We start from the raw sequence: 23,763 nt of genomic DNA, 5'->3' as shown, positions 1-23,763 counted from the left end.
GGACTATCGCACCTGCAGTGATTCGTCGCGGCGCAGCACGAAGAAGTACGGCGTCCTGATGCCGCGCAGGTCCATCGCGCCGAGCACGGTGTCGTCGTCGAGCCGGCGGAACACGTCGTTGATGGGCAGCTGGTCGTACACCATCGTGGCGGTGTCGACGTCGCGGTAGCGGGTGGTGCGCAGCCGGGCCTTGGGTCCGCGCGCCCGCAGCGCCGGCTTGAGCGCGGCGATGGTGCCTACGAAGTTCTGGCGCTTGAGCGCCGGGATCCTGGTGGCCAGCCCGAGGCCGCTGAACGCCAACACCGGGTTGAGGGGCCACAGCGCGTCGCCACCGGTGGTCGGGAACAGCAGCGGGTGCACGGTCTCGCCGTCGACGAACTGCTTGCCCCACCATCCGCTTGCGGCCAGCATCCCGTCCAGCGGGTGGCCGGTGGGCAGTTCGGCGCCGTGCCAGGTGCCGATCATCGACTCCGTCGGCACGGCGGGGCAGCCGTCGTACAGCGCGAGCGCATCGGCTGTGGTGGTCGGGGCGTGGGGCAGGACGTCGGCGAGCTGCATGGCTCCACGATACTTGACAGGTGTCAACGCCGGGCCGGGACGGCACACTGGGGCGCGTGCGCCCGACCGATGCCTGTCCCTGCGGCAGCGGCGACCCCTACGGCGGGTGCTGTGGTCCGCTGCACCACGGTGAGCGGCATGCCGAGACGGCGGAGCAGCTGATGCGGTCGCGGTTCAGCGCCTACGCCGTCGGCGACCTCGAATATGTATGGCGGACATGGCATCCGCGTGGCCGGCCGAAGGCGCTGACGCCGGACACCTCACTGGAGTGGACCGCACTCGAGGTCCTCGACGTCGTGGCCGGCGGTGCGGGCGACGAGAACGGCGAGGTGGAGTTCCGCGCGCACTACCTGCAAGACCGACGAAGCGGGACGCTTCATGAGCGGTCCCGCTTCGCGGTCAGAGCCCGCCGGTGGTTCTACGTCGACGGGACGTTGTTCGAGTAGTCGATCAGGCCAGCACGGTGGCCGGATCGGTGAAGGGCAGCTCGAGCGCGTCGGCGACATGCTGGTTGAGCAACGCGCCCTCGTGGGTCGACAGGCCGTTCGCCAGCGCGGCGTCCGCCGCGCAGGCCGCCTGCCAACCCTTGTCGGCCAGTTTCAGCACGTATGGCATGGTCGCGTTGGTCAGCGCGAACGTCGAGGTGCGCGGCACCGCGCCGGGCATGTTGGCCACGCAGTAGAAGACGGTGTCGTGCACCGCGAACGTGGGATCGTCGTGCGTGGTGGGGCGGGAATCCTCGAAGCAGCCGCCCTGGTCGATCGCGATGTCGACGAGCACGGCACCCGACTTCATCCCGGCCACAGTCGAATTGGTGACGAGCTTCGGGGCCTTGGCGCCCGGCACGAGCACCGCACCGATCACCAGGTCGGCACGCTTGACGGCGTCTTCCAGTTCGAGCATCGACGAGTAACGGGTCTCGATGGCGCCGCTGTTCTCGTTGTCGATCTTGCGCAGCGTGTTCACGTTCAGGTCGAAGACGGTGACGTGCGCGCCCATGCCCTTGGCGATGCGGGCGGCGTTGTATCCGGCCACGCCGCCGCCGATGACGACGACCTCGGCGGGTGCTACGCCGGGCACGCCGCCCATCAGGACGCCGCGGCCGCCGTGGCTGCGCATCAGGTGGTAGGCGCCCACCTGGGCGGAGAGCCGACCGGCGACCTCGCTCATCGGCGCCAACAGGGGCAGTGCGCCGTCGGCGGTCTGAACGGTCTCGTAGGCGATCGACGTGGTGCCCGAGGCGATCAGGGCGTCGGTGCAGGGCTTCGAGGCGGCCAGGTGCAGATAGGTGAACAGGGTCTGGCCCTCGCGCATGCGCGCGTATTCGGGCTCGATCGGCTCTTTGACCTTCAGCAGCAGGTCGGCTTCCGCCCACACTTCGTCGGCGGTGCTGATGATCTGCGCGCCTGCGGCTTTGAAGTCGCGATCGATGATCGCCGAACCCTCACCGGCGCCGGCCTCGATGAGCACCTCGTGGCCGCGGTGGGTCAGTTCCGCCACTCCGGCGGGGGTGATGGCGACGCGGTATTCGTTGTTCTTGATCTCGGTCGGGATACCGACACGCATGATCGCTCCTTGAGGTTGTGGGCTGCATCAAGTGTGAAGAACATTCGGAAGATTCGCAATAACACTGCGGATAATTCGATATGCTGTCGATGTGAATGATGATCCGACGATCTCGGCCTATCCGGAGCCGCGCGAGCCGAAGGATGTTCGGGCCGTTCCGCTCGACGAGACGGATCGCCGCATCCTGGCCGCGCTGCACGCCGATGCGCGGATGTCGAACAGCGCACTCGCCGACCAAGTCGGCATCGCCGCGTCGACGTGCCACGGACGGGTCCGACGGCTGCAGGAAATCGGCGTGATCCGCGGCTTCTACGCCGACATCGACCCGGCGGCCATCGGTCTGTCACTGCAGGCGATGATCTCGGTGACGCTTCAGTCGCACTCCCGCGGCAAGATCCGCAGTTTCATCCAGCACATTCGGCGGCGCCCGCAGGTGATGGACGTGTACTTCCTCGCCGGCGCCGACGACTTCATCCTGCACGTCGCCGCCCGCGATACCGACGACCTGCGTTCGTTCGTGGTGGAGAACCTCAACGCCGACGCCGATGTCGCGGGTACGCAGACGTCGCTGATCTTCGAGCATCTGCGCGGCGCATCGCCGGTGTGACCTCGCCGAGCCGCCGCGACGGTGCCCGCTTACTGTGGGCGGCATGTCGCATGTGCTGTCGGTGAATGTCGCTCGTCCGCGGGCGAACCCCGCGAAACCGTCCGCGACCACCGGTATCGACAAGGCGCCCACCGATGACGCCGTCCTGGTGCAGGCGCCCGGATCGCCGGGTCCCGGCTCGGGCAGCGGCCTGGCCGGCGACATCATCGGGAACGGAAAGCTGCACGGCGGTGGCGACCAGGCGGTGTACGCGTATGCCCGGGAGGACCTCGACAACTGGTCCGGCCGGCTGGACCGCCAGATCAGCGACGGCATGTTCGGCGAGAACCTCACCACGTCCGGTGTGGACGTCACCACCGCGGTCATCGGCGAACGCTGGCGGATCGGTTCGGACGGCCTCGTGCTGGAGCTCACCGCGCCTCGAACGCCCTGCAAGACGTTCGCCGCGTGGCTCGAGATCCCCGGCCTCATCAAGACGTTCACCGCGGCGGCCGTTCCGGGTGCGTACTTCCGCGTGATCACCCCGGGGCACGTCCGGGCGGGCGACCCGATCACCGTGACCGACCGGCCCGACCACGGCGTCACCGTCCAGACCGTGTTCCGCGCGCTGTTGACCGACCCGTCGCTACTCGACGGGCTGCAGTACATCGACGCGCTGGCAGAGGACATCAAGCGCAAAGCGCGTCGCCGCGCCGAACGCTCGGCCTGAACCGGGCCGCGCCCTGACCCGGGCAGCGCTGAACCGCGCCACGCCCTGAGCCGGGACGCGCCGCAGGTCATGCGGCGCCGGGTTTTTCGCCGTCATCGTCGTCGGCTCCTGGTTCCGCGAGGTATTCCTGGGGGTGGTGGTAGCGGTTGGTCCGGGGTTGCCCGGTGTCGAGATGCTCGGGTGGGATCCAGTGCACGCGGCCGTTGACGCGGCGGGTGGTCCAGCCTTTCTCCTTCATCCGGTTGTCCGGCCCGCACGCCAGGCCGAGGTCGGTGATGTCGGTGGCTCCGCCGTCGGCCCAGGGGTTCAGGTGGTCGACCTGGCACCAATAGCCCGGCACGGTGCAGCCGGGCCGGGTGCACCCGCGATCCATGGCGTGCAGCACGATCCGTTGGGCAGCGGAGGCGATGCGCCGGGTGCGGCCCAGGTAGAGGGGGAGTCGAGTGTGTTCGTCGAACACCGCCAGGTAGTGGTAGGCGTGCGAGGCCATCCGGATCAGGTCGGCCATCGGCAGCAGCGACCCGCCGCCGGTGACCGCGACCCCGGCGCCGCGCTGCAGTTCCTGCACGGTGGTGCTGGCGATGACGCTGACCGGTAGCCCGTGGTGCTGCCCCAGCTCTCCTGAGGCCAGTAGCGCGCGTCCGGCGGCGGTGAGTGCGTCGTGGCGACGCTGGCCGGGGCTGCGCAGATCGCGGCGGGCTGCGTCGGGGTCGGGTTCGCCGTCGACGGTTGGGGTGTCGTCGTCGGGGTTGCACATGCCCGGTGCGGCCAGCTTGGCCAGCAGCGGTTCCAGGGTGGCGCGGCATTGGGGGTCCAGCAGTCCAGTGAGGCGGCTCATGCCGTCGGCGTCTTGTCGGCCCAGGGTGAGGTGGCGTTTGCGGGCCTGGCCGTCGGTGGGTTCGGGGCCGTCGGGGTCGAGCAGCAGGATCAGCCGGTCGGCGGCGGCCTGAAGTTGTTCGGGATCCAGGGTGCAGGCGATGGAGGCCAGCGTGTGTTCGGCTTGATCGCGGGCGAGCCCGTCGGTCCATGCCGGCAGCTTCTTCTTCAGCGTCTTGTAGATGATCTGGACGTGTTCGTCGCCGATGCGGCCCTCGGCCTGGGCGGCGGCGGTGTTGGCCAACAGTGGTGGCAGCGGCTGGCCGGTGAGTGCCCGTCGCGGCCCCAGTTGCTGGGCGTCGTTGATGCGCCGGCCGGCTTCGGCGCTGCTGATCCGCAACCGGTGCACCAGCAGGTCTTTGAGCGAGGAGCCACCCAGGTCGGCCGGGTCGGCGTGGTCGAGGCGGCCGATCAGTCGGTGTTCGATGACAGGTTGGCGTCGGCGGTGGATTTCGAGGCGTTCCTGTACTGCGACCACGTCGGCCGTGGCCCAGGTCTCGCATGAGGCCGCCGCCTCGACCGACGCCTCATCCATCGTGTCGAGCAGCGCCAGATAGTCCGCCGCTTCCATGTATCGAACACTAGTTCGATAGTCCGACAAGAACGGCCGCGAAGTGACGGGCGGAGCAGAAGTGACAGAAGGGATTTGGTCACCTTGCAAGCGTGCGGAAACCGCCGCCCGCGACGGCGTGTCGACGAGCAGACACGCAGGCTCGCGGGAGGTGCCACTGAAACGCTCCCGGAGGTGCCCCGGCGCGCTCGCGGCAGTGCGGGCGCCGACTAGGCTCCCTGGCATGCGAGTAGGGGTGCTGGGCGCGAAGGGCAAGGTCGGTGCGGCGATGGTGTCGGGCGTCGAGGCGGCCGACGACCTGACCCTCGCGGCGGCCGTCGACGCCGGAGACCCGTTGAGCCTCTTCGTCGACAGCGACACCGAGGTGGTCATCGACTTCACTCATCCCGACGTGGTGATGGACAATCTGAAGTTCCTCGTCGACAACGGGATTCACGCCGTCGTCGGCACCACGGGGTTCACCGACGAGCGGCTGGCTCAGGTGCGGGACTGGCTGTCGGGGAAGCCCGACACCGCGGTGCTCATCGCCCCGAACTTCGCGATCGGCGCCGTGCTGTCGATGCACTTCGCGCAGCAGGCCGCGCGCTTCTTCGACTCGGTCGAGGTCATCGAACTGCACCACCCGCACAAGGCCGACGCGCCGTCGGGAACGGCGACCCGCACCGCCAAGCTCATCGCCGAGGCGCGAAAAGAGCTGCCGCCCAACCCCGATGCCACCAGCACCGGCCTGGACGGAGCCCGCGGCGCCGACGTCGACGGTGTGCCGGTGCACTCGATACGGCTGGCCGGCCTCGTCGCGCACCAGGAGGTGCTGTTCGGCACCGAGGGTGAGACGCTCACCATCCGTCACGACAGCATCGACCGCACGTCGTTCGTGCCGGGAGTGCTGCTCGCGGTGCGGAAGGTGGCGGAGCGGCCGGGGCTGACCATCGGCATTGAGCCGTTGCTCGACCTATGACCGAAGGCGGTCGCGCCCTGCGCATCCAGGTGCTCATCGGCTTCATGTGCGTGGCGCTCGTCGTCTACTTCATCCTGCTCGGCCGCATCGCCATGGCCTTCATCACCTCCGGCGAGGCGGCGGCCATCGGCCTCGGGGTGGCGCTGCTGGCGCTGCCGTTGATCGGCATCTGGGTCATGGTGAGCACGCTGCGGGCCGGCCTCGCGCATCAGCGGCTGGCGCGGACGGCACGCGAGCGCGGCATGGAACTCGACGTCAGCGGACTACCGCGGATGGCGTCGGGGCGCGTCGAACGTGAGGCCGCCGACGCGCTGTTCCAGACGGTGCGCGCGGAAGTCGAGGCCGAGCCGGACAACTGGGTCCGCTGGTACCGGCTGGCCAGGGCCTACGACTATGCCGGCGACCGCAGCCGGGCCCGCGAGACCATGCGCAAGGCCGTCGAATTGGAGGAGCGGACGTGAGCAGGACCCTGCTCGTCGTGCACCACACCCCGTCGCCGGCGACGCGCGAACTGCTGGAGGCGGTGCTCGAGGGCGCGCGTGACCCCGACATCGACGGTGTCGACGTCGAGGTGCGGCCGGCGCTCGCCGCCACGCTGCCCGACATGCTCGGCGCCGACGGCTATCTGTTCGGCACCACCGCGAACTTCGGCTACATGTCCGGGGCGCTCAAGCACTTCTTCGACACGGTCTACTACCCGAGCCTCGACCACGTCGCGGGCCGCCCCTACGGACTGTGGGTGCACGGCAACAACGACACCGTCGGCGCCGCCGCCGCGGTGGAGAAGCTGGCGACCGGTCTGGCCCTGGCCAAGGCCGCCGACGTGCTCGAGGTCGCCGGGCCGGTCGATTCCGGCGTTCGCGAACGCGCGTATGAACTCGGTGGCACATTGGCAGCCACCCTGATGAACTGACGTCCACCCACCACCAGGAGGACCCATGCCGGGAATCGCCGAACTCGCGCTCGGAGCGGCGCCGCTGGCAGGAGGCGCCCTGCTCGGCATGGTCGCCGGCAACATCAAGGGGCCTGACGTTCGGGGCCTGATCGTCAAGGATCTGGATCTGCTCGAGCGGATCCCGGATGACCAGCCCGAACTCCGGGCCGGACTCAAGCGCAGCATCGACCAGCGCATCGCGGACCTGATCGCCGCCAACGACCGCAGCCAGCAGATGCGAACGGCCGCAATGTCGTATCAGGGCGACTGGCGCGACATCTTCGTCTTCATCTGCGCAGTCCTGTTCACGGTGATCTGGTGGAACGTCAAGCACGACCGGCCGAACTGGCTGGTGATGTTCCTGGCGATGATCGTGCTGTGCATCGCCGCCGGCATCTATGCCGCGCGCGGCCTGCTGCGTGCGCTGTTCAAGCGCCACCGCCAAAAAAGCTGACCCTCGGTTCATCGGCGTCGAAAGCGCTGCGCAGCAACCGGATTCCCTCGGCCTCGATCTCGGCCGACGTGGTGTCCGCGAGCTCGGTGTAGGGCGTCACCCGCATCGACGTGGCCGCCGCGCGCCCCTCGAGCTCCCAGGTGCCCGCCACGAATCCGTCGACCAGCACGGTGCCGGGGAACACGCCGTTGCCGCCGGCGAACAGCCGCTTGCGGTGCGCGTCGCTGATCACCCGCGTGCGGTCGGCGTGCGAGAGCACCAGATTGTCGAACGCCGCGACCAACCGCACCGGCGCCGTCTCGTCGGGATCGGGCCGCGGTGCGTCGGGCAGGTCGTAGACCCGCCGGCCGCTGTCGGTCTGCAGCCGGACCAGCCGGTCGGAGTGCCGGTCGAACACCTCACCGAGCCGGGTGAGCCCGCTCCATGTCTGCATGTCGGCCACCGAAGCCGGCCCGAAGGCGCCGAGGTACCGCAGCACGAGGTCGTCCATCGACAGCGTGTCGGTCGCCGGGCCGAGCCAGCCCACCGCGGTGGTCAGCCGCACCTGCCCGCTGCGCTGCCACAGCGCCCGCGGCGGCACCTGCACCAGCGGCACCAGGCTGCGACCGATCTCGGTGAGCGCCCGCAGAGGGCAGTCCGGCCACCGCTCGGCGAGCCGGGCACCCAACTCGGCCGGTGTGAGCGCCTCGGTCTCGAGGATCTCGGCGGCCGTGGCGGCGACGGCGTCCACGTCGACGTCGCCGAGGGCGGCGCCGTGCATCCCGCGCAGCATGCGGTCCAGCAGCGGTTGCACCAGGGGACGGAGCCGGTGGGCGTCGGCCGCGCTGACGAGGTGAATCGTGCCGCGCATCAGCACGATTCGCGCGGCCCGACGGTCGAGCAGCAGCCCGGACAGTTCGTCGGCGGTGAAGTGCTCGAGCCGGCTCCAGAGCCCGTAGTAGGGCGGGAACGGCGCCTGGGCCTGCATACCGACGAGGTGCTCGAGGGCCTCGAGCGCGCTCATCGACGAGCGCTGCAGCAGCAGCTGACGGGACAGCGTGGCCCGGTTCAGCGCCCGCTCCGAGAGTGGCGTCAACTGGGCAGGGCGGTCTCGAACAGCTCCTGCAGGGCGATCCAGTGCCGCTCGGCGGCTTCCTCGTCATAGGGCACGTTGTCCGGCACGGCGAACCCGTGCCCGGCCGGGTAGATCTCGACGGTGTGCGTGACGCCGGCCGCGGTGAGCGCCTTCTCCAGCGTCTCGGCGTGCTCTGTCGTGAAGGATCTGTCGTTCTCGGCGCCGGCGACATAGATCGTCGCGGTCATCCGGTCGGCGAGCAGGTGCGGGCTGGCGTCGTCGCCGTCGATCACCAGGCCGCCGCCGTGGAAGGACCCGGCCGCGGCGATGCGGTCGGGCAGCAACCCGGCCAGCGTCACCGCGATCCGCCCGCCCATGCAGTAGCCGCACACGCCGAACCGGTCGCCGCGCACCTCCGGGCGGCCGGCGAGGAAGTCGAAGAACGCGCCCGCGTCACCCGCGACGCGCTCGGGGGTCACGGAACTGATCATCCCGAACAGCCGCTTGCGTGCCGCCTCGTCGGTGAACACCGTGCCCATGTCGAACGGCTCCCAGTCGCCGTCGCGGTAGTAGACGTCGGGCAGCAGCACGGCGTGGCCGAAGCCCGCCAGCCGGGCGGCCATCTCCTGGAACGTCGGGCGCACGCCGCCGGCGTCGGAGAACATCACCACACCCGACCAGGGGCCGGTGCCGTTCGGCGTGTGCAGCGTGACGGGGCAGGCGCCGTCGGGCGTGTCGATCGTGGCGTTGATACTCGGCATGGCTTCGTTTCTACTCGCCAGGGGTGGACGTAAGCTGAGCGACGTGCCGATCGAGACGCCGTACGAGGATCTGCTGCGTCTGGTGCTCTCGGAGGGAACGCCGAAATCCGACCGCACCGGCACCGGCACCCGCAGCCTGTTCGGCCATCAGCTGCGCTACGACCTGGCCGCCGGATTCCCCCTGATCACCACCAAGAAGGTGCACACCAAGTCGATCGTCTACGAATTGCTGTGGTTCCTGCGCGGTGACTCCAACGTCCGGTGGCTGCAGGAGCGCGGCGTCACGATCTGGAACGAGTGGGCCTCGCCGACAGGCGATCTGGGCCCGGTCTACGGGGTCCAGTGGCGGTCGTGGCCGACGCCGTCGGGGGAGCACATCGACCAGATCACCGCGGCGCTCGACCTGCTGCGGACCGACCCGGATTCCCGGCGCATCATCGTCTCGGCCTGGAACGTCGGGGAGATCCCCCAGATGGCGTTGCCGCCGTGTCACGCGTTCTTCCAGTTCTACGTCGCCGACGGACGGCTGTCGTGCCAGCTCTATCAGCGCAGCGCCGACCTGTTCCTCGGAGTGCCGTTCAACATCGCGAGCTACGCGCTGCTGACGCACATGATGGCGGCCCAGGCCGGGCTCGGCGTCGGGGAGTTCATCTGGACCGGCGGTGACTGCCACATCTACGACAACCACGTCGAGCAGGTGACGCTGCAGCTGAGCCGGGAGCCCCGGCCCTACCCGCAACTCCTTCTGGCGCAGCGTGACTCGATCTTCGACTACACCTACGACGACATCTCGATCCTGAACTACGATCCCCACCCGGCGATCAAGGCCCCGGTGGCGGTATGAGTCTGGGCCTCATCTGGGCTCAGTCCACATCGGGGATCATCGGCCGGGACGGCGGCATCCCGTGGCGGCTGCCCGAGGACCAGGCCCGGTTCAAGGAACTCACCATGGGCCACACCGTGGTGATGGGCCGGCTGACCTGGGAGTCGCTGCCGGCCAAGGTGCGGCCGCTGCCGGGACGCAAGAACGTCGTCATCACCCGGCAGGCGGACTTCGCGGCCGACGGCGCCACGGTGGCCGGCGATCTCGACGAGGCGATCGACGACGACACCTGGGTGATCGGCGGCGCCCAGATCTACACGCTCGCGATGCCGTTGGCCACGCGGTGCGAGGTCACCGAGGTGGAGATCGACCTGCCGCGGGAGGACGCCGACGCGGTGGCGCCGGTCCTCAACGGCGACTGGGTGGGGACCGCGGGGGAGTGGCTGACCAGTGCCGCTGGCCTGCGATACCGATTCTTCAGCTACCGCCGATCCTGAGTCCCCGCACACTGAGCGCGTCCCGCGGCAGGAATGCGGCGCCGCACCGCCGTGTTAGGCGTAAGACGACCGGTCGTTTTCTTCGGTCACCGCACAGAAGGGAGACTGCAATGAAACTTCTCGACGAGGTCCTCGCCGCCTACGGCGGAGCCGACCGGTGGCAGCGGCTCGACACGCTCGGAATCCACCAGATCGTCGGCGGCGTGCTGTGGCCGCTCAAGAGCGTCGGCGGCATCCTCGACGACTCGACGGTGCAGATCCGGGTGCAGGAGCAGCACACATGGCACCGACCGCTACCGACACCGGGATTCCGGTCGCACTTCACCCCGGGCCTGGTGGTGATCGAACACGATGACGACGCGCACCAGCAGGTGGAGGAGTTGCGCGACCCTCGTTCGTCCTTCACCGGTCACACTCTCGAGACGCCGTGGTCACCCGCCCAACTCGCGTACTTCTCGGGATACGCCATGTGGACGTATCTGACCGAGCCCTACCAGCTGACCTTTCCGGGCGTGCAGACCGAGGAACTCGGCACCTGGCACGAACGCGGTGAGACCTGGCGACGGCTGGCCGTCCGGTATCCCGACGACATCGCCACACACAGCTCCGACCAGGTTCTCTACGTCGACGCCGACGGGTTGTTGCGCCGGCGCGACTACCAGGTCGACATCGCCGGCGGGAGCCCCGCGGCGCACTACATGGACGACCACCGCGAATTCGACGGCATCGTGCTGCCCGTCACGCGCATCGTCCACCCGCGCGGCGACGACGGCAGGCCGGTCGAAGACGTCGTCACCGTGTCCATCGACATCGACGACGTGCGGACCGGCTGGAGGTAGCCCGTGCCCAAACCCAGCCTCCGCGAGGCTCTCCTGGACGCCGGCTTCGCCGCGTTGCACGCCGGTGGGTACACCGCCACCGGGGTGGCGGCGATCGCTGCAGCCGCGCACGCGCCGAAAGGGTCCTTCTACAACCACTTCCCGAGCAAGGAGGCGCTCGCCCTCGAGGTGCTCGCCCGGTACGGCGAACAGCGGCGGCTCTCACTGCTCGACCAACCCGATGTGCCTGCGAAGCAACGTGTCCGAAACCACCTCGAACACCTGAGGCAGGACCTCGCCGCGCACGGCTACCGGCGCGGCTGCATGTACGGCAACTTCGCCGCCGAGGCGCCCGCCGACGCGCCCGCGGTCACCGCCGCCGCGGTCGGCGCGCTGGAACGGTGGCGCAGCGTGCTGGCCGCCGCGATCCGCGACGGGCAGCAGTCCGGTGAGTTCGCCGGGGACATCGACGCGGGTGCCGCGGCCGAGCTGATCGTCGACGCATGGGAGGGCGCGGCACTGCGGGCCAAGAGCACCGGCGAGAGCACACCGATCGACAACGTGACCGCGCTGATCTTCGATCGCATCCTGTCGGTGCGTTAGGGCACGATCACCTGATGGTCGTCTCGCTCAGCGCAGCGCAGGCCCGTCGCATCGCCGTGTCGGCACAGGGCTTCGGCGAGCCGGCGCCGCGCGGCCCCGTGACCCGCGCGCACCTGCGGCGCCTCATCGGGCGGATCCAGGTGCTGCAGCTCGACTCGGTGTCGGTGACGGTGCGTGCGCACTACGCGCCGGTGTTCAGCCGTCTCGGCGGGTACGACCGGGACGTGCTCGATGCGGCCGCCTGGCGCCACAGTGCGCGCTCGCCCCGGCTGCTGGTCGAGTACTGGGCCCACGAGGCGGCGCTCATGGCCGTCGACGACTGGCCGCTGATGCGGTGGCGGATGCGCGAATACGTCCACGGCCGCTGGGGCACCGAGATCGTCCGGAAGAACCCCAAGCTCGCCGAGGACGTCGTCGCGGCCGTGGCCGAGCTCGGTCCGTCGACGGCCGGCCAGATCGAGGCGTACCTGGAGGCGGAGCCGCGGGGGCGCAAGGGTCCGTGGTGGGACCGCAGCGAGACCAAGTGGGTGGCCGAGGCGCTGTGGTCGTCCGGGGTGCTGACCACGGCGACCCGGGTGGGATTCGCCAGGCACTACGACCTGTCCGAGCGGGTGCTGCCGCCGGACGTGCTGGCGCGGGAGGTCGATGACGACGAGGCGATCCGCGAACTGGCGCTGCGCGCGTCGACGGCGCTCGGGGTGGCCACCGAAGCCGACATCCGCGACTACTTCCGGCTCTCGGCCAGACAGGTGAAGCCGGCGCTCGCCGATCTCCTCGACGCGGGACAGCTCGAGGCCGTCGAGGTCGACGGGTGGGCCGCGCCGGCATATCTGCGAGCGGGCCAGAGTGTGCCGCGCCGAGACCGGGGCACCGCGCTGCTCTGCCCGTTCGATCCGCTGATCTTCTTCCGGCCGCGGATGGAGCGCCTGTTCGGGTTCCACTACCGCATCGAGATCTATGTGCCGCAACACAAGCGGCAGTTTGGCTACTACGTGTGGCCGTTCCTGCTCGACGGCCGCCTGGTGGGCCGGGTTGACCTGAAGGCCGGACGGGCAGCCGATGCCCTGCATGTGGTGGGGGCGTTCACCGAGCCGGGGGAGCGCCCGGCGGAGGTGGCCGCCGCTCTGGCCGTCGAGCTGCGCCGGATGGCGGACTGGCTGGGACTGGCCGACGTGGCGGTCGGGGAGCGCGGGGATCTGGCCGACCCGTTACGGGCCGCTGTCGGCACGCCGGCGCCGAGGTGAGTCAGGAGCCGTTCCAGATCGCGAGTTCGCCGCCGGGCATACACACGGTCAGGAATCCGGCCGGACCGCTGACGTTCCACGCTTCGTAGGCCGGATCGGGCTCGACCGCCAGCCGGGTCGAGTCGTCGAAACCGATTGTCAGCGCGCCTGCTTCGGACACCCGGGCATCGATGATGGTGTGGCCTACGTGACGACCCAGCAGCGCACGCACCTTGTCCGGGTCGGCCTCCGGCGACAGTTCGACGCTGCGGTCGGGCAGGTGAAAGCGGAACGGTGATTCCACCGTGACGTTGTACCGGTCCGACAGCCGCAGATACAGGGCGTACTCGACGTGAAGCGAGGTGACGGTTCTGCCGCGTAGGCCGAGATCCGTGATCACGGTGCACGTTTCATCGCGGTCAACGCCGATCGGGCGGCATCCACGACGCCGCCCCAGCGCGGGTCGGAGAGGTAACAGGCATCCGGGGCATCGCCCAGATCGGCGATCAGCGGCCCGAGCACCCGCTCGAGCAGGCGCAGCGTGTCGACCTCGCGTGCATCGGCCAGGACCGTTCCCAGCCGGACACTCGGGTCGGGTAGCACCATGTCGTAGAGGACGTTGACGGTCAGGGTCAGATCGTCGAAGAAGCCCTCCCGCGGATAGTCCCGCCCGATCCACACCCGTCGCTGATACGCCGGATCGGACAGTGACGTCAACGCGTTGACGACCTCTTGTCGCATCTCGGGATAGCGCACATGGGTCACGGTGGTCCTCATTCTGCAATGCCGATGCCGGGACGAGCCGTCTACTTCGGCCATTCCGCGATCTGTTGCGCATTGACGCGAGAGAGGATCTCGCTGACCGTCCGCCCGTAGTCCGTCGGCTCCCAGTCCTGGTCGAGATGATGGACGAACTCCTCGCTGAGGGTGTTCACGATCTCGACGGCATCCGGTCGCGACAGCGCAGGCGCCGTGCGGATCCTGTCGGCCAACTCCGGATTGCGGCGGCTCAGAATCTCGACGAGCAACCCGGCCTGATCGCGGGTGAGGAACTCGAATTCGCCGTTCACGGGCCGACGACCTCGATCTCGTCCGGGCGCGGCCACCGCGTGGGCACATCGTCGGTCACCCAGGCGTATTCGAGGCCCGACAGCCGGCCGCCCTGCACCCAGACGAGGATCTCGCCCCGGTACTCGGCCCCGTTCGGAACGAACGCCCGCACCGGGACCGGACCGTCCGGCACGTCGACCTCCGGCACATCGGTGCGGGACCGGATGTCGAGGATCCAGTCGGTCGAACGACGGACGAACGCCCCGGCGAGCCCGTCGAGCAGCCCCGCGAACCCGGGCAGTGCCGCGACGACGGCCGTCACCACCGCCATCTCCTCCCCGGACATCTGCCGCCACACCACGTCCACGTCGTCGGCGACAAGCGTCACCACGACGCTGTCGAGCCCGTCGCAGAACTCCACCTCGAACGCCGCGGTTGCGTCGGCCAGACCGCGACCGTGGGCGATCACCACCGTCCCCTCGCGGCCGGCCTCGACACCGTGCTCCGGCAACGCCCTGCGCAGCCGCACCACGTCGTACTCCTTCGGCGTCACAGCGCGTCCCGCAGGGTGAACCGCGGCGGGCCGGCGCACCGGACCCGGACCCGTCCCCAGTCACCCGCGACCTCGTACGTGCCGTCGGCCGACGTCAGGCTGTCGATGTTCCCGAGGTCGGTCTCGCCGGTCGCGTCGACGTAGCGCTGCGTCGAGCGCTCCAGCCAATCGACGCCCGTCACGTCGGTGAATTCCAGCGCGCCGTGGGCGTAGCAGTACTGCTCGCCGGGAAGCGGATTGTGATAGGCGGGATGCGCGGGGGTGAGTACGGCGGTCAGCGTGAACACCATCCGACCGACGTGTTCGGTGATGCCCAGCACGTAGCTGTCCTCGAGGTAGAGGTCAGCCAACTCGGGCAGATCGGCGTAGTGGCTCATCGGTCCGTCCAGCGTAAGGCGGCTCCGGCGGGCCACCAGTCACGAATCCTGCGGCCGTCGCACTAAGGTGAGCCCGTGGCCGAGACCGCGCCGCTGCGCGTGCAACTGATCGCGAAGACCGACTTCGTAGCGCCGCCGGACGTCCCGTGGAGCACGGACGCCGACGGCGGCGAGGCGCTGGTCGAGTTCGCCGGCCGGGCCTGCTACCAGAGCTGGTCCAAGCCCAACCCCCGCACCGCCACCAACGCCTCCTACCTGCGGCACATCATCGACGTCGGACACTTCTCGGTGCTCGAACACGCCTCGGTGTCCTTCTACATCAGCGGCATTTCCCGGTCGTGCACCCACGAGCTGATCCGGCACCGGCACTTCTCCTACTCGCAGCTGTCGCAGCGGTACGTCCCCGAACACGACTCGCAGGTGGTGATCCCGCCGGGCATGGAGGACGACCCGGAGCTGGTCCGGATCTTCACCGAGGCGGCCGACGCGAACCGGGCCACCTACACCGACCTGCTGGCCCGGCTGGAGGCGAAGCTCATCGGCGACCAGTCCGGTGACCGGTCGGCCGTGCTGCGCCGCAAGCAGGCCCGGCAGGCGGCCCGCGCGGTGCTGCCCAACGCGACCGAGACCCGCATCGTCGTCACCGGCAACTACCGCGCGTGGCGGCACTTCATCGCGATGCGGGCCAGTGAGCACGCCGACGTCGAGATCCGCCGGCTCGCCATCGCCTGCCTGCGCCAGCTGGTCGACGTCGCCCCCGCGGTGTTCGGCGACTTCGACATCGCGACGCTCGCCGACGGCACCGAGGTGGCCACCTCGCCGCTGGCTACGGAAGCGTGAACACCAGCGGGTAATCTAGGTGTCCGTGAGCACCGGCGGATTCGACGTGACGGCCCGACTGGGCACCGTGCTGACCGCGATGGTCACTCCGTTCAAGCCGGACGGCTCCCTGGACACCGCCACCGCCGCCCGGTTGGCCACCCACCTGGTCGACGCGGGCTGCGACGGGCTGGTGCTCTCCGGGACCACCGGCGAGTCGCCGACCACCACCGACGGCGAGAAGCTGACACTGCTGAGCGCCGTTCTCGAAGCGGTCGGAGACCGGGCCCGGGTGATCGCCGGCGCGGGCACCTACGACACCGCCCACAGCATGAACCTGGCCAGGGCCTGCCAGGCGGAGGGCGCCCACGGCCTGCTGGTGGTGACGCCGTACTACTCGCGGCCCTCGCAGTCCGGCCTGCTCGCGCACTTCACCGCGATCGCCGATGCGACCCCGCTGCCGCTGATCCTCTACGACATCCCGCCGCGCTCGGTGATCCCCATCGAATGGCCGACCATCCGTACGCTGGCCGAACATCCGAACGTCGTCGCGATCAAGGACGCCAAGGGCGATCTGCACGGCGGCGGGCGGATCATCGCCGAGACGGGGCTGGCGTACTACTCGGGAGACGACGCGCTGAACCTGCCGTGGCTGGCGATGGGCGCCGTCGGGGTGATCAGCGTCTGGGGGCACGTGGCCGCCGGGCAGATCCGCGACATGCTGTCCGCGTTCCACTCCGGCGACGTCGCGACCGCACGCAAGATCAACGGCACCCTGGCGCCGCTGGCCGACGCGCAGGCCCGCCTCGGCGGGGTGACGATGGCCAAGGAGGGACTGCGCCTGCAGGGCTTCGAGACCGGCGATCCGCGACTTCCGCAGCTCGCGGCCGCCCCCACCGAGGTCGAGGAGCTGGCCAGAGACATGCGCGCAGCAGCGGTACTGCGATGACCGCCGCCAGGACGGCACGGTGATGGACACCGCCGAACTGAGGCCACCGCGTCCGCTGGCACCGGGTGGGCTGCGGGTCACCGCACTCGGCGGCATCAGCGAGATCGGCCGCAACATGACGGTCTTCGAGCACCTCGGCCGGCTGCTCATCATCGACTGCGGGGTGCTGTTCCCCACCCACGACGAGCCGGGCGTCGACCTCATCCTGCCGGACCTGCGGCACGTCGAGGGACGGCTCGACGACGTCGAGGCCCTGGTGCTCACCCACGCGCACGAGGACCACATCGGCGCCATCCCGTTCCTGCTCAAGCTGCGTCCCGACATCCCGGTGGTGGGCTCGAAGTTCACCCTCGCGCTGGTGGCGGAGAAGTGCCGCGAACACCGCCTCAAGCCGAAGTTCGTGGAGGTCGCGGCGGGCGGGCGCAGCACTCACGGAGTCTTCGAGTGCCAGTACTTCACCGTCAACCACTCCATCCCCGGCTGCCTGGCGGTGGCCCTGCACACCGGCGCCGGAACCGTCCTGCACACCGGTGACATCAAGCTCGACCAGATGCCGCTGGACGGCGTCCCGACCGACCTGCCCGGGATGTCGCGGCTGGGCGACGCAGGCGTCGACCTGTTCCTGTGCGATTCGACCAACGCCGAACACCCCGGTGTCAGCCCGTCGGAGAGCGAGATCGGCCCCACGATGCACCGGCTGATCCGCGGCGCCGAGGGCCGGGTGATCGTCGCGTGCTTCGCCTCCAACGTCGACCGCGTGCAGCAGATCATCGACGCCGCAGTGGCATTGGGCCGGCGGGTATCGTTCGTCGGCCGGTCGATGGTGCGCAACATGGGTATCGCGCGCGAACTCGGCTACCTCAAGGTCGGCACCGACGACGTCATCGACATCGGCGCGGCCGAGATGATGCCGCCCGACCGGGTGGTGCTCATCACCACCGGCACCCAGGGCGAGCCGATGGCCGCCCTGTCCCGGATGTCACGTGGCGAGCATCGCAGCATCACCCTCACCGCAGGCGACCTGATCATCCTGTCGTCGTCACTCATCCCCGGCAACGAGGAAGCCGTGTACGGCGTCATCGACGCGCTGGCGAAGATCGGCGCCCGGGTGGTCACCAATGCCCAGGCGCGCGTGCATGTCACGGGTCACGCCTACGCCGGCGAGCTGATGTTCCTCTACAACGGCGTGCGACCGCGCAACGTGATGCCGGTGCACGGCACCTGGCGGCACCTGCGGGCCAACGCCAAGCTGGCGGCGACGAGCGGCGTGCCGGAGGACAACGTGGTGATCGCCGAGAACGGCGTCAGCGTCGACCTGGTGGCAGGCAAGGCGAGCATCGCCGGAGCGGTCCCGGTCGGCAAGATGTTCGTCGACGGCCTGATCACCGGCGACGTCGGCGACGCCACGCTCGGCGAACGGCTCATCCTGTCATCGGGTTTCATCGCGGTGACCGTGGTGGTGCACCGTGGCACCGGCCGGCCCGCCGGTCCCGCGCACCTGATCTCACGCGGCTTCTCCGAAGATCCCAAGGCGCTCGAACCGGTCGCGCGCAAGGTGGAGGCCGAGTTGGAGTCGCTGGCCGCCGACACGGTCACCGATCCCGGGCGCATCGCCCAGGCGGTGCGCCGCACCGTCGGCAAGTGGGTGGGGGAGACCTACCGCCGTCAGCCGATGATCGTCCCGACGGTCATCGAGATCTGAGGGTCCGCGCCGCGGTTCCTCCTCGGATCACTGGTGAGCCGCTCTGTCGTCGACGCGTTCCCTGCCGTTGAGCAGCAGCGCGACGGACAGGGCGACGCCGATCGACATCAGCGACGCGGTCCAGCCGCGGCGAATCCAGATCGCCGAACGGCACTGTCCGACGTAATCCGGTGGTGTCTGTTGAGTTTCCGCGGCGGCGGCGTCCGCGGTGCCGGCCTGGCTGTAGTCGGCGGCGAAGCCGGTACCGCACGTGATGCGAAATCCCCACTGGTCGAAGTCGTCGAGCGACGTCGACCAGTACAGCCCAAGGAATCCCACACCGATCATCGCCGCCGCGACGAGGGCCAACGTGACCCGGTCGCGCATCGCCCTGACCAGTCGCATGCTCAGGACAGGGAACCCAGGATGGGCTCGGACTCGATGAGGCCTTCGTCGCTGGGCGCGATGTGCTGCCCGAACACGCGCTTGGCCTGGCGGTCCCGCAGCTCGCGGTGCGCGACGGCGGGTGGTTCGAAGCCGTAGCGCGTCCGCGCCTCGGCGGGCGTGAGTGTCTCCCGCTGGGCCGGGGGCACACCGAGTTTGACGGGCGCCACGACGGGATGTGTCATCGGCGAGAGCACCTTGAGCATGGCGAGTTCGGCGCGCGGACTCACGGTCATCGCCCGGAAGGCCGTCCACAGCACGGGCCGGACCGCGACGTCGACGATCCTGGGCTGGCGGATGCCGCTCATCTCGCGCATCCACTGCGGCATGGTGGCGATGGTGCCGGCCCGCAGCACCTCGGCGACCACCCGCGCCACCGGGCGCGCGGCCCTGGGCATCGGCGGCAGCATCACCTTGGCGTCGAGCAGGTGGTTCATCGCCTGAACGGCGATCTCGCTGCCCGCCAGCTGCGGTCGCATCTGCTCGAAATAGCGGCGCACCCCGTCGCGGGTGCGCGGCACGTCCTCGGGCGAGCAGGTCTGCAGTTCGGCGGCGACCGCGCATTCCTCCCAGTAGCGGGCCTCCTCCTCGGCCGGCAGTGGGCCGGGACCGTACTTCTCGTAGGCGTAGAGGATCGAGTGCCAGGCGGTTAGGTGGATCCACAGCTGGGAGGCGGGGTCGTTCGCGTCGTATCGTCCGCCGCCGTAGGGTTCGGTGCCGATCGCCTTCGAGTGGATCTTCACCAGAATGTCCGAGGCGGTAGCGGTTTCACGGGTTCCGCCGAACGCGACCAGCGCGAAGTAGTGCAGCGTGCGGTCGTAGCGGGTGCGCGGGCGCTTGTAGATGTCGTGGGTCGTGTCGACCGCGGCGACGAGATTCGGGTCGAGCTCTTCGACCACGACGGCGCGCTGGAACCCGACCGTCAGCGATGTCGGATACCCCCACACCTTCCAAGTCACCGAGTCGGGCCCGAAGAACCCGTAGTCCTCATGAGCGGTCACGGCGCCCCTGCTCTCGGTGGTGACTGCCCGGAGGACGGCAGCGGGCCCGGACCGGGGTCTGCGACGGCGTGCGGTGCGCTCGAGACTGGTTGTGGACATGGAACTTCCCTTCAGTGGTGGGTGGAGAGGTGCCGGTAGGCGCTATGCGGCGGCGAAGGCGTGGCACATTATCCGGCCGTAGAGCTCGCCGAGATCGTCTGCACTCCAGGGGTTTGCGTCGTCGAGCAGTGACCGGACGGCCGCCTCGGAGGAGGACATCAGCAGCTCGACCAGGACGGGCAGTTTGGTGTCGGCGTCGGCCATCGACCACCACTTCTCCAGCACCGGCCGAAGCCAGGCCGACGTCGCGTCGCCCAGTTGCGCACGCACGCGGGCGAATCTGCTTGCCACGGCCGGATCCGGGGTGGCGAAGAAGACGAAGCGCCACGATTGCGGCCGCGCCTGCACCACCCGCAGCAGCGACTGGAAGCCGGTGGTGAATGCGGCCTCGGGGGTATCGCCGCGGGCGGAGTGCAGCGCCTCGACCAGTGCGTCGCGCAGGACGGCGGTCTCGCGCTCCAGCAGTGCCGAGATGAGCTGGATCCGGTCGGCGAAGCACGCGTAGACCACCGGGCGGGTGACGTTGAGGCGTTGTGCGACAGCGCCGATGGTGACCTCGCTGACGCCCTGCTCGAACGTGATGGCCAGGGCGGCGTCGAGGACCTGCGGCCGGCGGCGCTCCGGGCCCAGGTGGGCTGCCCGGCTGCGTCGACGTGTCTTCACGGCGGTGGCCATGAACGCAACGTACCAGCGGAAGCTACATGTGTGAAGGAAATTTCTGCACTTATGGAGGAAATTCCTTCATTGGTGAAGGTTTCTGCTTGTCGGTGAACCCGCTGTGCTGCGGGAACGGGCGGCGTGTGGATGAGAACTCGCTCATCGACGGCTCCCGGTCAGCTCATCTTCGGGCCGCAGGATCGTGTCGTCGGGACAACCGCAGAGCGAGAAGGAGCCACCATGAAGCGCATTGCACCCTGGAAGACGGCCGTTGTTGCCGCGGCATTCGCCGGCCTCGGACTGGCCGGGGCCGGTACGGCAGCGGCGGACGACGATCTCGACGATCTGATCCGCCCGCACATTCCCGTCCCGTCGGTGCAGATCGGACACGACGACGGCTGGGTCGGCGTCGGGTGGGATGACGACGGCTGGGACGACGACGGCTGGGACGACGACGGCTGGGATGACGACGGGGACGACGACTGAGCTGTCGCCGACGCCCGTCACCGATCACGGTGGCGGGCGGCCGGCTCAGGCGATGTCGTCGAGCCGGTATCCCATGCCCCGCAGGGTCACGAACCGCTGCGCGCCGAGCTTGCGGCGCAGGTATCGGACGTAGACGTCGACGACGTTGGAGCCGGGGTCGTAGTCGTAACCCCAGACGTGACTGAGCAACTGCTCGCGGGTGAGCACCTGACCCGGGTGGCGCAGGAAGGTCTCGGCCAGCGCGAATTCGCGGGCCGACAGGTCGACGGTCCGGCCGCCCACCCGGGCGCGGCGCGTCCGCAGGTCCAGGATGAGGCCGCCACAGGACAACACGGTCAGCTCCGGTGCGCGCTCGGAGGTGAGCCGTAACCGCACCCGCGCCAGCAACTCCTCGAACCTGAAGGGTTTCGGCATGTAGTCGTCGGCGCCGCCCTCCAGGCCCGCCACGGTGTCCTGCACGCTGGTGCGCGCGGTCAGCACGATCACCGGGATGGTGTTGCGCTGCGCGCGCAGCTTGCTCAGTACCGCGAAGCCGTCCATGCCGGGCAGGCCGATGTCGAGCACCATCAGGTCGAATTCGCCGGTCATGGCATGGTCCTGGGCCGACGGGCCGTCACCGACGACGGTGACGGCGAAACCGTTGGCGGCCAACCCCTTCTGTACGAACGATGCGATCCGCGGCTCGTCTTCGGCGATCAGTATGCGGGCCACGGCTGCTCCATGAGGGCCGGGATCGCGACGGTGAAGGTGGCGCCCCGCCCGGGCACGCTGTCGAGCAGGACGTCACCGCCGTGCGAGACGGCGATCGCGCGCACGATCGACAGGCCGAGGCCCGCACCGTCGGAGGGCTGGCGGCCCTCGCCGCCGCGGGCGAACCTGTCGAATATCCGGGCGCGGTCGGCCTCGCCGACACCGGGACCGGAGTCCGCCACCCAGAACCGCAGCCAGCCGCCGGACAGCTGGGAGCCGATCGCGATGCGGTCACCGGCCGTGGTGAACCGGCAGGCGTTGTCGGCGAGTGCCACCAGTGCCTGCGTGATGCGCTGCGGGTCCAGCGAGGCGACGACGGGCGCGGCGGTCTCCAGGACGAAGTCGCGGTCGGCGAGGGCGGCGACCTTGTCGAGGACGTCGCGGGTGAGGTCGCCGACGTCGACGAACTCCGGCCGCAGGAACGTGGGCTGTTCCGAATGGGCGAGCAGCAGCAGGTCGGACACCATCCGGTTCATCCGCATCAGTTCGTCGTCGACGAGCGCCACCGTGGCGGCGACGTCGGCGGGGTCGTCGCGGTCGAGAACCTCGAGGTGCCCGCGCACGATGGTGATCGGCGTGCGCAGTTCGTGGCCGGCGTCGTCGATGAACCTCCGCTGGGCGGCCACCCCGGATTCGACGCGGTCCAGCATGCCGTTCAGCGTGCCGACCACGGCCTCCATCTCGTCGCGGTCGCCGGACCCGCGGGACGGGATGCGCATCGACAGGTCGGTGTCGGTGATGGTGTGTGCGGTCTCGACCACGTCGCGCAGCGGCCGCAGGATCCGGCCGGCGAGCACCCAGGCCGCGCCGGCCGCGCCGAGCAGCGTCACGGACCCGACCAGCAGCATGAGCCGGGCCGCGTCGTCGGCCTGCTCACGTTCTGCGTCGGCCAGATAGGCGGCGACGATGACGCCCCGGGCGGTGTCGCCGTCCAGCTGCACCGGGATGGCGAGGTAGCGCACCTCGCCGGCACCGGGATGCTGGTAGCGGCCCTGAGCCGGTGCGGTCACGGCCGCCACCCGCTCGGCGAACGCGGAGTCGGCGGCCAACACCTCGGCGGCGCCCGGCTCCTGCCGGCTCTGCGTCCGGTAGGCGCCGTCGACGTAACCGAGGAACTTCTCGTTGGGCCGGGCGATGTTGTACGCGATCGCCTCGCTGATCACCTCGTCGACCGTGCGGAACGGTGCGCCGGTGCGCGGGTTGACGCCCGGTTCGGTGAGTTCGGTGAACTCGTCGACCTCGAAGCGCAGCGCCTCATCCATCCGCGCGTTGATCCCCGAGATGAGCAGCCGCCAGGTCACGAACGTCACCACGCCCAACGCCGCCAGCACCAGCAGCAGCATCCAGCCGATGATGCGGGTGCGTGCCGTCGACGGCACCAACCTGCGCCACCGGGCAGAACGCGCCGTCGTCTCGTGTGCCGTCATCCATGTCCTCGTCGCGAATGCTGTGCGCCCCATCCTGCCCTCGCCCGCGAAGCACGGGCGCCGGACCGGCGCGCCGCTCAGTCATCGGCGTCGTCATCCCCTCCGTCGCCGTCGTCATCCCAGCCCTGGTCGTCGTCACCGTCGTCGGACCAGGTGACCGGCGGTGGCGGCGCAGGCGCTCCGTCGGGCTGGACCGGACCGCGGCCGGCCGGAGCGGGCAGCGCGGGTGGTGGGGGTGCGCTGGGCGGCGCCGCCGGAGGTGCGCTCGGCGGGAGGCGTTGCACCGGGGTCTGCACCGTGATCGGCTGCAGCGGCGCGGAGTCGGACGCCGGTGACAGCGCCGCGGTGGTGGCCAGGCCGATCCCGCCGGCGACCGCCAGCACCACGGTCGCGATGAGCAAGGTACGCACGGCGACCAGCATCGCGGGGCCGGATGGACCGGCGGTGAGACCCAGATG

32 protein-coding genes are annotated in these 23,763 nt (G+C 69.8%); 16 read left to right on the top strand and 16 right to left on the bottom strand.

Translation table 11 applies throughout. The annotated features are described in order from the left end of the window. Positions 1-3: 3 nt before the first annotated feature. Positions 4-558 (bottom strand): DUF4334 domain-containing protein, encoded by a 555-nt coding sequence (locus O6P37_RS22950; protein ID WP_269896238.1) that lies wholly within the window; start codon positions 556-558, stop codon positions 4-6. 56 nt (positions 559-614) lie between these two features. Here O6P37_RS22950 and O6P37_RS22945 point away from each other — a divergent pair, with 56 nt between their 5' ends. After that, on the top strand, positions 615-1,004 hold the full coding sequence (locus tag O6P37_RS22945) for a YchJ family protein (RefSeq protein ID WP_269896237.1): 390 nt from the start codon (positions 615-617) through the stop codon (positions 1,002-1,004). Positions 1,005-1,008: 4 nt separating this feature from the next. On the opposite strand, the gene ald is transcribed toward O6P37_RS22945, so the two are convergent. Then, positions 1,009-2,124, bottom strand: a complete 1,116-nt coding sequence (gene ald / locus O6P37_RS22940; protein WP_269896236.1) for an alanine dehydrogenase — start codon at positions 2,122-2,124, stop codon at positions 1,009-1,011. Positions 2,125-2,215: 91 nt separating this feature from the next. Here ald and O6P37_RS22935 point away from each other — a divergent pair, with 91 nt between their 5' ends. Both O6P37_RS22935 and O6P37_RS22930 read left to right on the top strand, forming a co-directional pair. After that, entirely contained in the window at positions 2,216-2,731 is a 516-nt protein-coding gene (locus O6P37_RS22935) for an HTH-type transcriptional regulator AldR (protein ID WP_269896235.1), read from the top strand. Positions 2,732-2,774: 43 nt separating this feature from the next. Further along, positions 2,775-3,440 carry an MOSC domain-containing protein gene (locus O6P37_RS22930; RefSeq protein WP_269896234.1) on the top strand — a complete coding sequence of 222 codons (666 nt, stop codon included), beginning with the start codon at positions 2,775-2,777 and terminating at the stop codon, positions 3,438-3,440. A 67-nt stretch (positions 3,441-3,507) separates the two neighbouring features. Here the strand turns inward: O6P37_RS22930 and O6P37_RS22925 are convergent, their stop codons facing one another. Then, positions 3,508-4,887 carry an HNH endonuclease signature motif containing protein gene (locus tag O6P37_RS22925; RefSeq protein ID WP_269896233.1) on the bottom strand — a complete coding sequence of 460 codons (1,380 nt, stop codon included), beginning with the start codon at positions 4,885-4,887 and terminating at the stop codon, positions 3,508-3,510. Between the two features lie 223 nt (positions 4,888-5,110). Between O6P37_RS22925 and dapB the strand changes: the two genes are divergently transcribed. From dapB to O6P37_RS22905, 4 genes are read left to right on the top strand one after another with little or no spacing between them, the layout of a single operon-like run. Then, the gene (gene dapB / locus O6P37_RS22920) at positions 5,111-5,845 is read left to right on the top strand and encodes a 4-hydroxy-tetrahydrodipicolinate reductase (RefSeq protein ID WP_269896232.1); all 735 of its coding nucleotides are present in this window, start codon (positions 5,111-5,113) and stop codon (positions 5,843-5,845) included. Continuing rightward, entirely contained in the window at positions 5,842-6,306 is a 465-nt protein-coding gene (locus tag O6P37_RS22915) for a tetratricopeptide repeat protein (RefSeq protein WP_269896231.1), read from the top strand. Before dapB ends, O6P37_RS22915 begins: the two co-directional genes overlap by 4 nt. Then, positions 6,303-6,758, top strand: a complete 456-nt coding sequence (locus tag O6P37_RS22910; protein ID WP_269896230.1) for a flavodoxin family protein — start codon at positions 6,303-6,305, stop codon at positions 6,756-6,758. Before O6P37_RS22915 ends, O6P37_RS22910 begins: the two co-directional genes overlap by 4 nt. A gap of 25 nt (positions 6,759-6,783) precedes the next feature. Then, a complete protein-coding gene (locus O6P37_RS22905; RefSeq protein WP_269896229.1) occupies positions 6,784-7,233 on the top strand; it encodes a hypothetical protein in 450 nt (149 codons plus the stop codon). Here the strand turns inward: O6P37_RS22905 and O6P37_RS22900 are convergent. Both O6P37_RS22900 and O6P37_RS22895 read right to left on the bottom strand, forming a co-directional pair. Next, positions 7,208-8,308, bottom strand: coding sequence for a winged helix DNA-binding domain-containing protein (locus tag O6P37_RS22900; protein WP_269896228.1), 1,101 nt, complete (start codon positions 8,306-8,308; stop codon positions 7,208-7,210). The two genes, O6P37_RS22905 and O6P37_RS22900, sit on opposite strands and share 26 nt — an antisense overlap. Continuing rightward, entirely contained in the window at positions 8,305-9,048 is a 744-nt protein-coding gene (locus tag O6P37_RS22895; protein WP_269896227.1) for a dienelactone hydrolase family protein, read from the bottom strand. Before O6P37_RS22895 ends, O6P37_RS22900 begins: the two co-directional genes overlap by 4 nt. Before the next feature lie 43 nt (positions 9,049-9,091). Between O6P37_RS22895 and O6P37_RS22890 the strand changes: the two genes are divergently transcribed. From O6P37_RS22890 to O6P37_RS22870, 5 genes are all read left to right on the top strand, one after another. Further along, entirely contained in the window at positions 9,092-9,892 is an 801-nt protein-coding gene (locus O6P37_RS22890; protein WP_264013484.1) for a thymidylate synthase, read from the top strand. Then, on the top strand, positions 9,889-10,368 hold the full coding sequence (locus O6P37_RS22885) for a dihydrofolate reductase (RefSeq protein WP_269896226.1): 480 nt from the start codon (positions 9,889-9,891) through the stop codon (positions 10,366-10,368). Before O6P37_RS22890 ends, O6P37_RS22885 begins: the two co-directional genes overlap by 4 nt. A 110-nt stretch (positions 10,369-10,478) precedes the next feature. Next, positions 10,479-11,207 carry a hypothetical protein gene (locus O6P37_RS22880; protein WP_269896225.1) on the top strand — a complete coding sequence of 243 codons (729 nt, stop codon included), beginning with the start codon at positions 10,479-10,481 and terminating at the stop codon, positions 11,205-11,207. 3 nt (positions 11,208-11,210) lie between these two features. After that, the gene (locus O6P37_RS22875; RefSeq protein ID WP_269896224.1) at positions 11,211-11,789 is read left to right on the top strand and encodes a TetR/AcrR family transcriptional regulator; all 579 of its coding nucleotides are present in this window, start codon (positions 11,211-11,213) and stop codon (positions 11,787-11,789) included. Positions 11,790-11,803: 14 nt separating this feature from the next. Next, positions 11,804-13,033 (top strand): winged helix-turn-helix domain-containing protein, encoded by a 1,230-nt coding sequence (locus tag O6P37_RS22870; protein WP_269896223.1) that lies wholly within the window; start codon positions 11,804-11,806, stop codon positions 13,031-13,033. A gap of 1 nt (position 13,034) precedes the next feature. On the opposite strand, the gene O6P37_RS22865 is transcribed toward O6P37_RS22870, so the two are convergent. From O6P37_RS22865 to O6P37_RS22845, 5 genes are read right to left on the bottom strand one after another with little or no spacing between them, the layout of a single operon-like run. After that, positions 13,035-13,412, bottom strand: a complete 378-nt coding sequence (locus tag O6P37_RS22865; RefSeq protein ID WP_269896222.1) for a DUF6188 family protein — start codon at positions 13,410-13,412, stop codon at positions 13,035-13,037. Beyond that, on the bottom strand, positions 13,409-13,789 hold the full coding sequence (locus tag O6P37_RS22860) for an SCO4402 family protein (RefSeq protein WP_269896221.1): 381 nt from the start codon (positions 13,787-13,789) through the stop codon (positions 13,409-13,411). The genes O6P37_RS22865 and O6P37_RS22860 overlap by 4 nt, the downstream gene beginning before the upstream one ends. Positions 13,790-13,818: 29 nt before the next feature. Further along, positions 13,819-14,082: a hypothetical protein gene (locus tag O6P37_RS22855; protein ID WP_269896220.1), complete on the bottom strand. Its 264-nt coding sequence runs from the start codon at positions 14,080-14,082 to the stop codon at positions 13,819-13,821. Next, complete coding sequence (locus O6P37_RS22850) at positions 14,079-14,615, bottom strand: DUF4926 domain-containing protein (protein WP_269896219.1); 537 nt, start codon at positions 14,613-14,615, stop codon at positions 14,079-14,081. Before O6P37_RS22850 ends, O6P37_RS22855 begins: the two co-directional genes overlap by 4 nt. Continuing rightward, the gene (locus O6P37_RS22845; RefSeq protein WP_269896218.1) at positions 14,612-14,992 is read right to left on the bottom strand and encodes a hypothetical protein; all 381 of its coding nucleotides are present in this window, start codon (positions 14,990-14,992) and stop codon (positions 14,612-14,614) included. Before O6P37_RS22845 ends, O6P37_RS22850 begins: the two co-directional genes overlap by 4 nt. Positions 14,993-15,067: 75 nt before the next feature. Between O6P37_RS22845 and thyX the strand changes: the two genes are divergently transcribed. The 3 genes from thyX to O6P37_RS22830 are packed head-to-tail and all read left to right on the top strand — an operon-like array spanning position 15,068 to position 18,462. Beyond that, the gene (thyX, locus tag O6P37_RS22840) at positions 15,068-15,832 is read left to right on the top strand and encodes an FAD-dependent thymidylate synthase (protein WP_264013476.1); all 765 of its coding nucleotides are present in this window, start codon (positions 15,068-15,070) and stop codon (positions 15,830-15,832) included. 25 nt (positions 15,833-15,857) lie between these two features. Continuing rightward, a complete protein-coding gene (gene dapA / locus O6P37_RS22835; protein ID WP_269896217.1) occupies positions 15,858-16,760 on the top strand; it encodes a 4-hydroxy-tetrahydrodipicolinate synthase in 903 nt (300 codons plus the stop codon). A gap of 22 nt (positions 16,761-16,782) precedes the next feature. Then, positions 16,783-18,462 (top strand): ribonuclease J, encoded by a 1,680-nt coding sequence (locus O6P37_RS22830; RefSeq protein WP_269896216.1) that lies wholly within the window; start codon positions 16,783-16,785, stop codon positions 18,460-18,462. A gap of 27 nt (positions 18,463-18,489) precedes the next feature. Here O6P37_RS22830 and O6P37_RS22825 read toward each other — a convergent pair whose 3' ends face one another. From O6P37_RS22825 to O6P37_RS22815, 3 genes are all read right to left on the bottom strand, one after another. Then, positions 18,490-18,846: a hypothetical protein gene (locus O6P37_RS22825; protein WP_269896215.1), complete on the bottom strand. Its 357-nt coding sequence runs from the start codon at positions 18,844-18,846 to the stop codon at positions 18,490-18,492. Between the two features lie 2 nt (positions 18,847-18,848). After that, positions 18,849-19,886 (bottom strand): oxygenase MpaB family protein, encoded by a 1,038-nt coding sequence (locus tag O6P37_RS22820; protein WP_269896214.1) that lies wholly within the window; start codon positions 19,884-19,886, stop codon positions 18,849-18,851. A gap of 141 nt (positions 19,887-20,027) precedes the next feature. After that, complete coding sequence (locus tag O6P37_RS22815; protein ID WP_269896213.1) at positions 20,028-20,660, bottom strand: TetR/AcrR family transcriptional regulator; 633 nt, start codon at positions 20,658-20,660, stop codon at positions 20,028-20,030. 222 nt (positions 20,661-20,882) lie between these two features. Here O6P37_RS22815 and O6P37_RS22810 point away from each other — a divergent pair, with 222 nt between their 5' ends. Then, on the top strand, positions 20,883-21,128 hold the full coding sequence (locus O6P37_RS22810) for a hypothetical protein (RefSeq protein ID WP_269896212.1): 246 nt from the start codon (positions 20,883-20,885) through the stop codon (positions 21,126-21,128). 45 nt (positions 21,129-21,173) lie between these two features. Here the strand turns inward: O6P37_RS22810 and O6P37_RS22805 are convergent, their stop codons facing one another. The 3 genes from O6P37_RS22805 to O6P37_RS22795 form a co-directional block, all read right to left on the bottom strand. Next, positions 21,174-21,839 (bottom strand): response regulator transcription factor, encoded by a 666-nt coding sequence (locus O6P37_RS22805; protein WP_269896211.1) that lies wholly within the window; start codon positions 21,837-21,839, stop codon positions 21,174-21,176. Next, positions 21,824-23,305, bottom strand: a complete 1,482-nt coding sequence (locus tag O6P37_RS22800; protein ID WP_269896210.1) for a sensor histidine kinase — start codon at positions 23,303-23,305, stop codon at positions 21,824-21,826. Before O6P37_RS22800 ends, O6P37_RS22805 begins: the two co-directional genes overlap by 16 nt. A gap of 77 nt (positions 23,306-23,382) precedes the next feature. Next, a complete protein-coding gene (locus O6P37_RS22795; RefSeq protein WP_269896209.1) occupies positions 23,383-23,715 on the bottom strand; it encodes a hypothetical protein in 333 nt (110 codons plus the stop codon). Positions 23,716-23,763: the final 48 nt, after the last annotated feature.

It is taken from the genome of Mycobacterium hippophais (assembly GCF_027529605.1).
Classification (GTDB): Bacteria; Actinomycetota; Actinomycetes; order Mycobacteriales; family Mycobacteriaceae; genus Mycobacterium; species Mycobacterium arseniciresistens.
The sequence above is the reverse complement of the archived record's forward strand: the minus strand, read 5'-3'. Positions and strand labels throughout refer to the sequence as shown.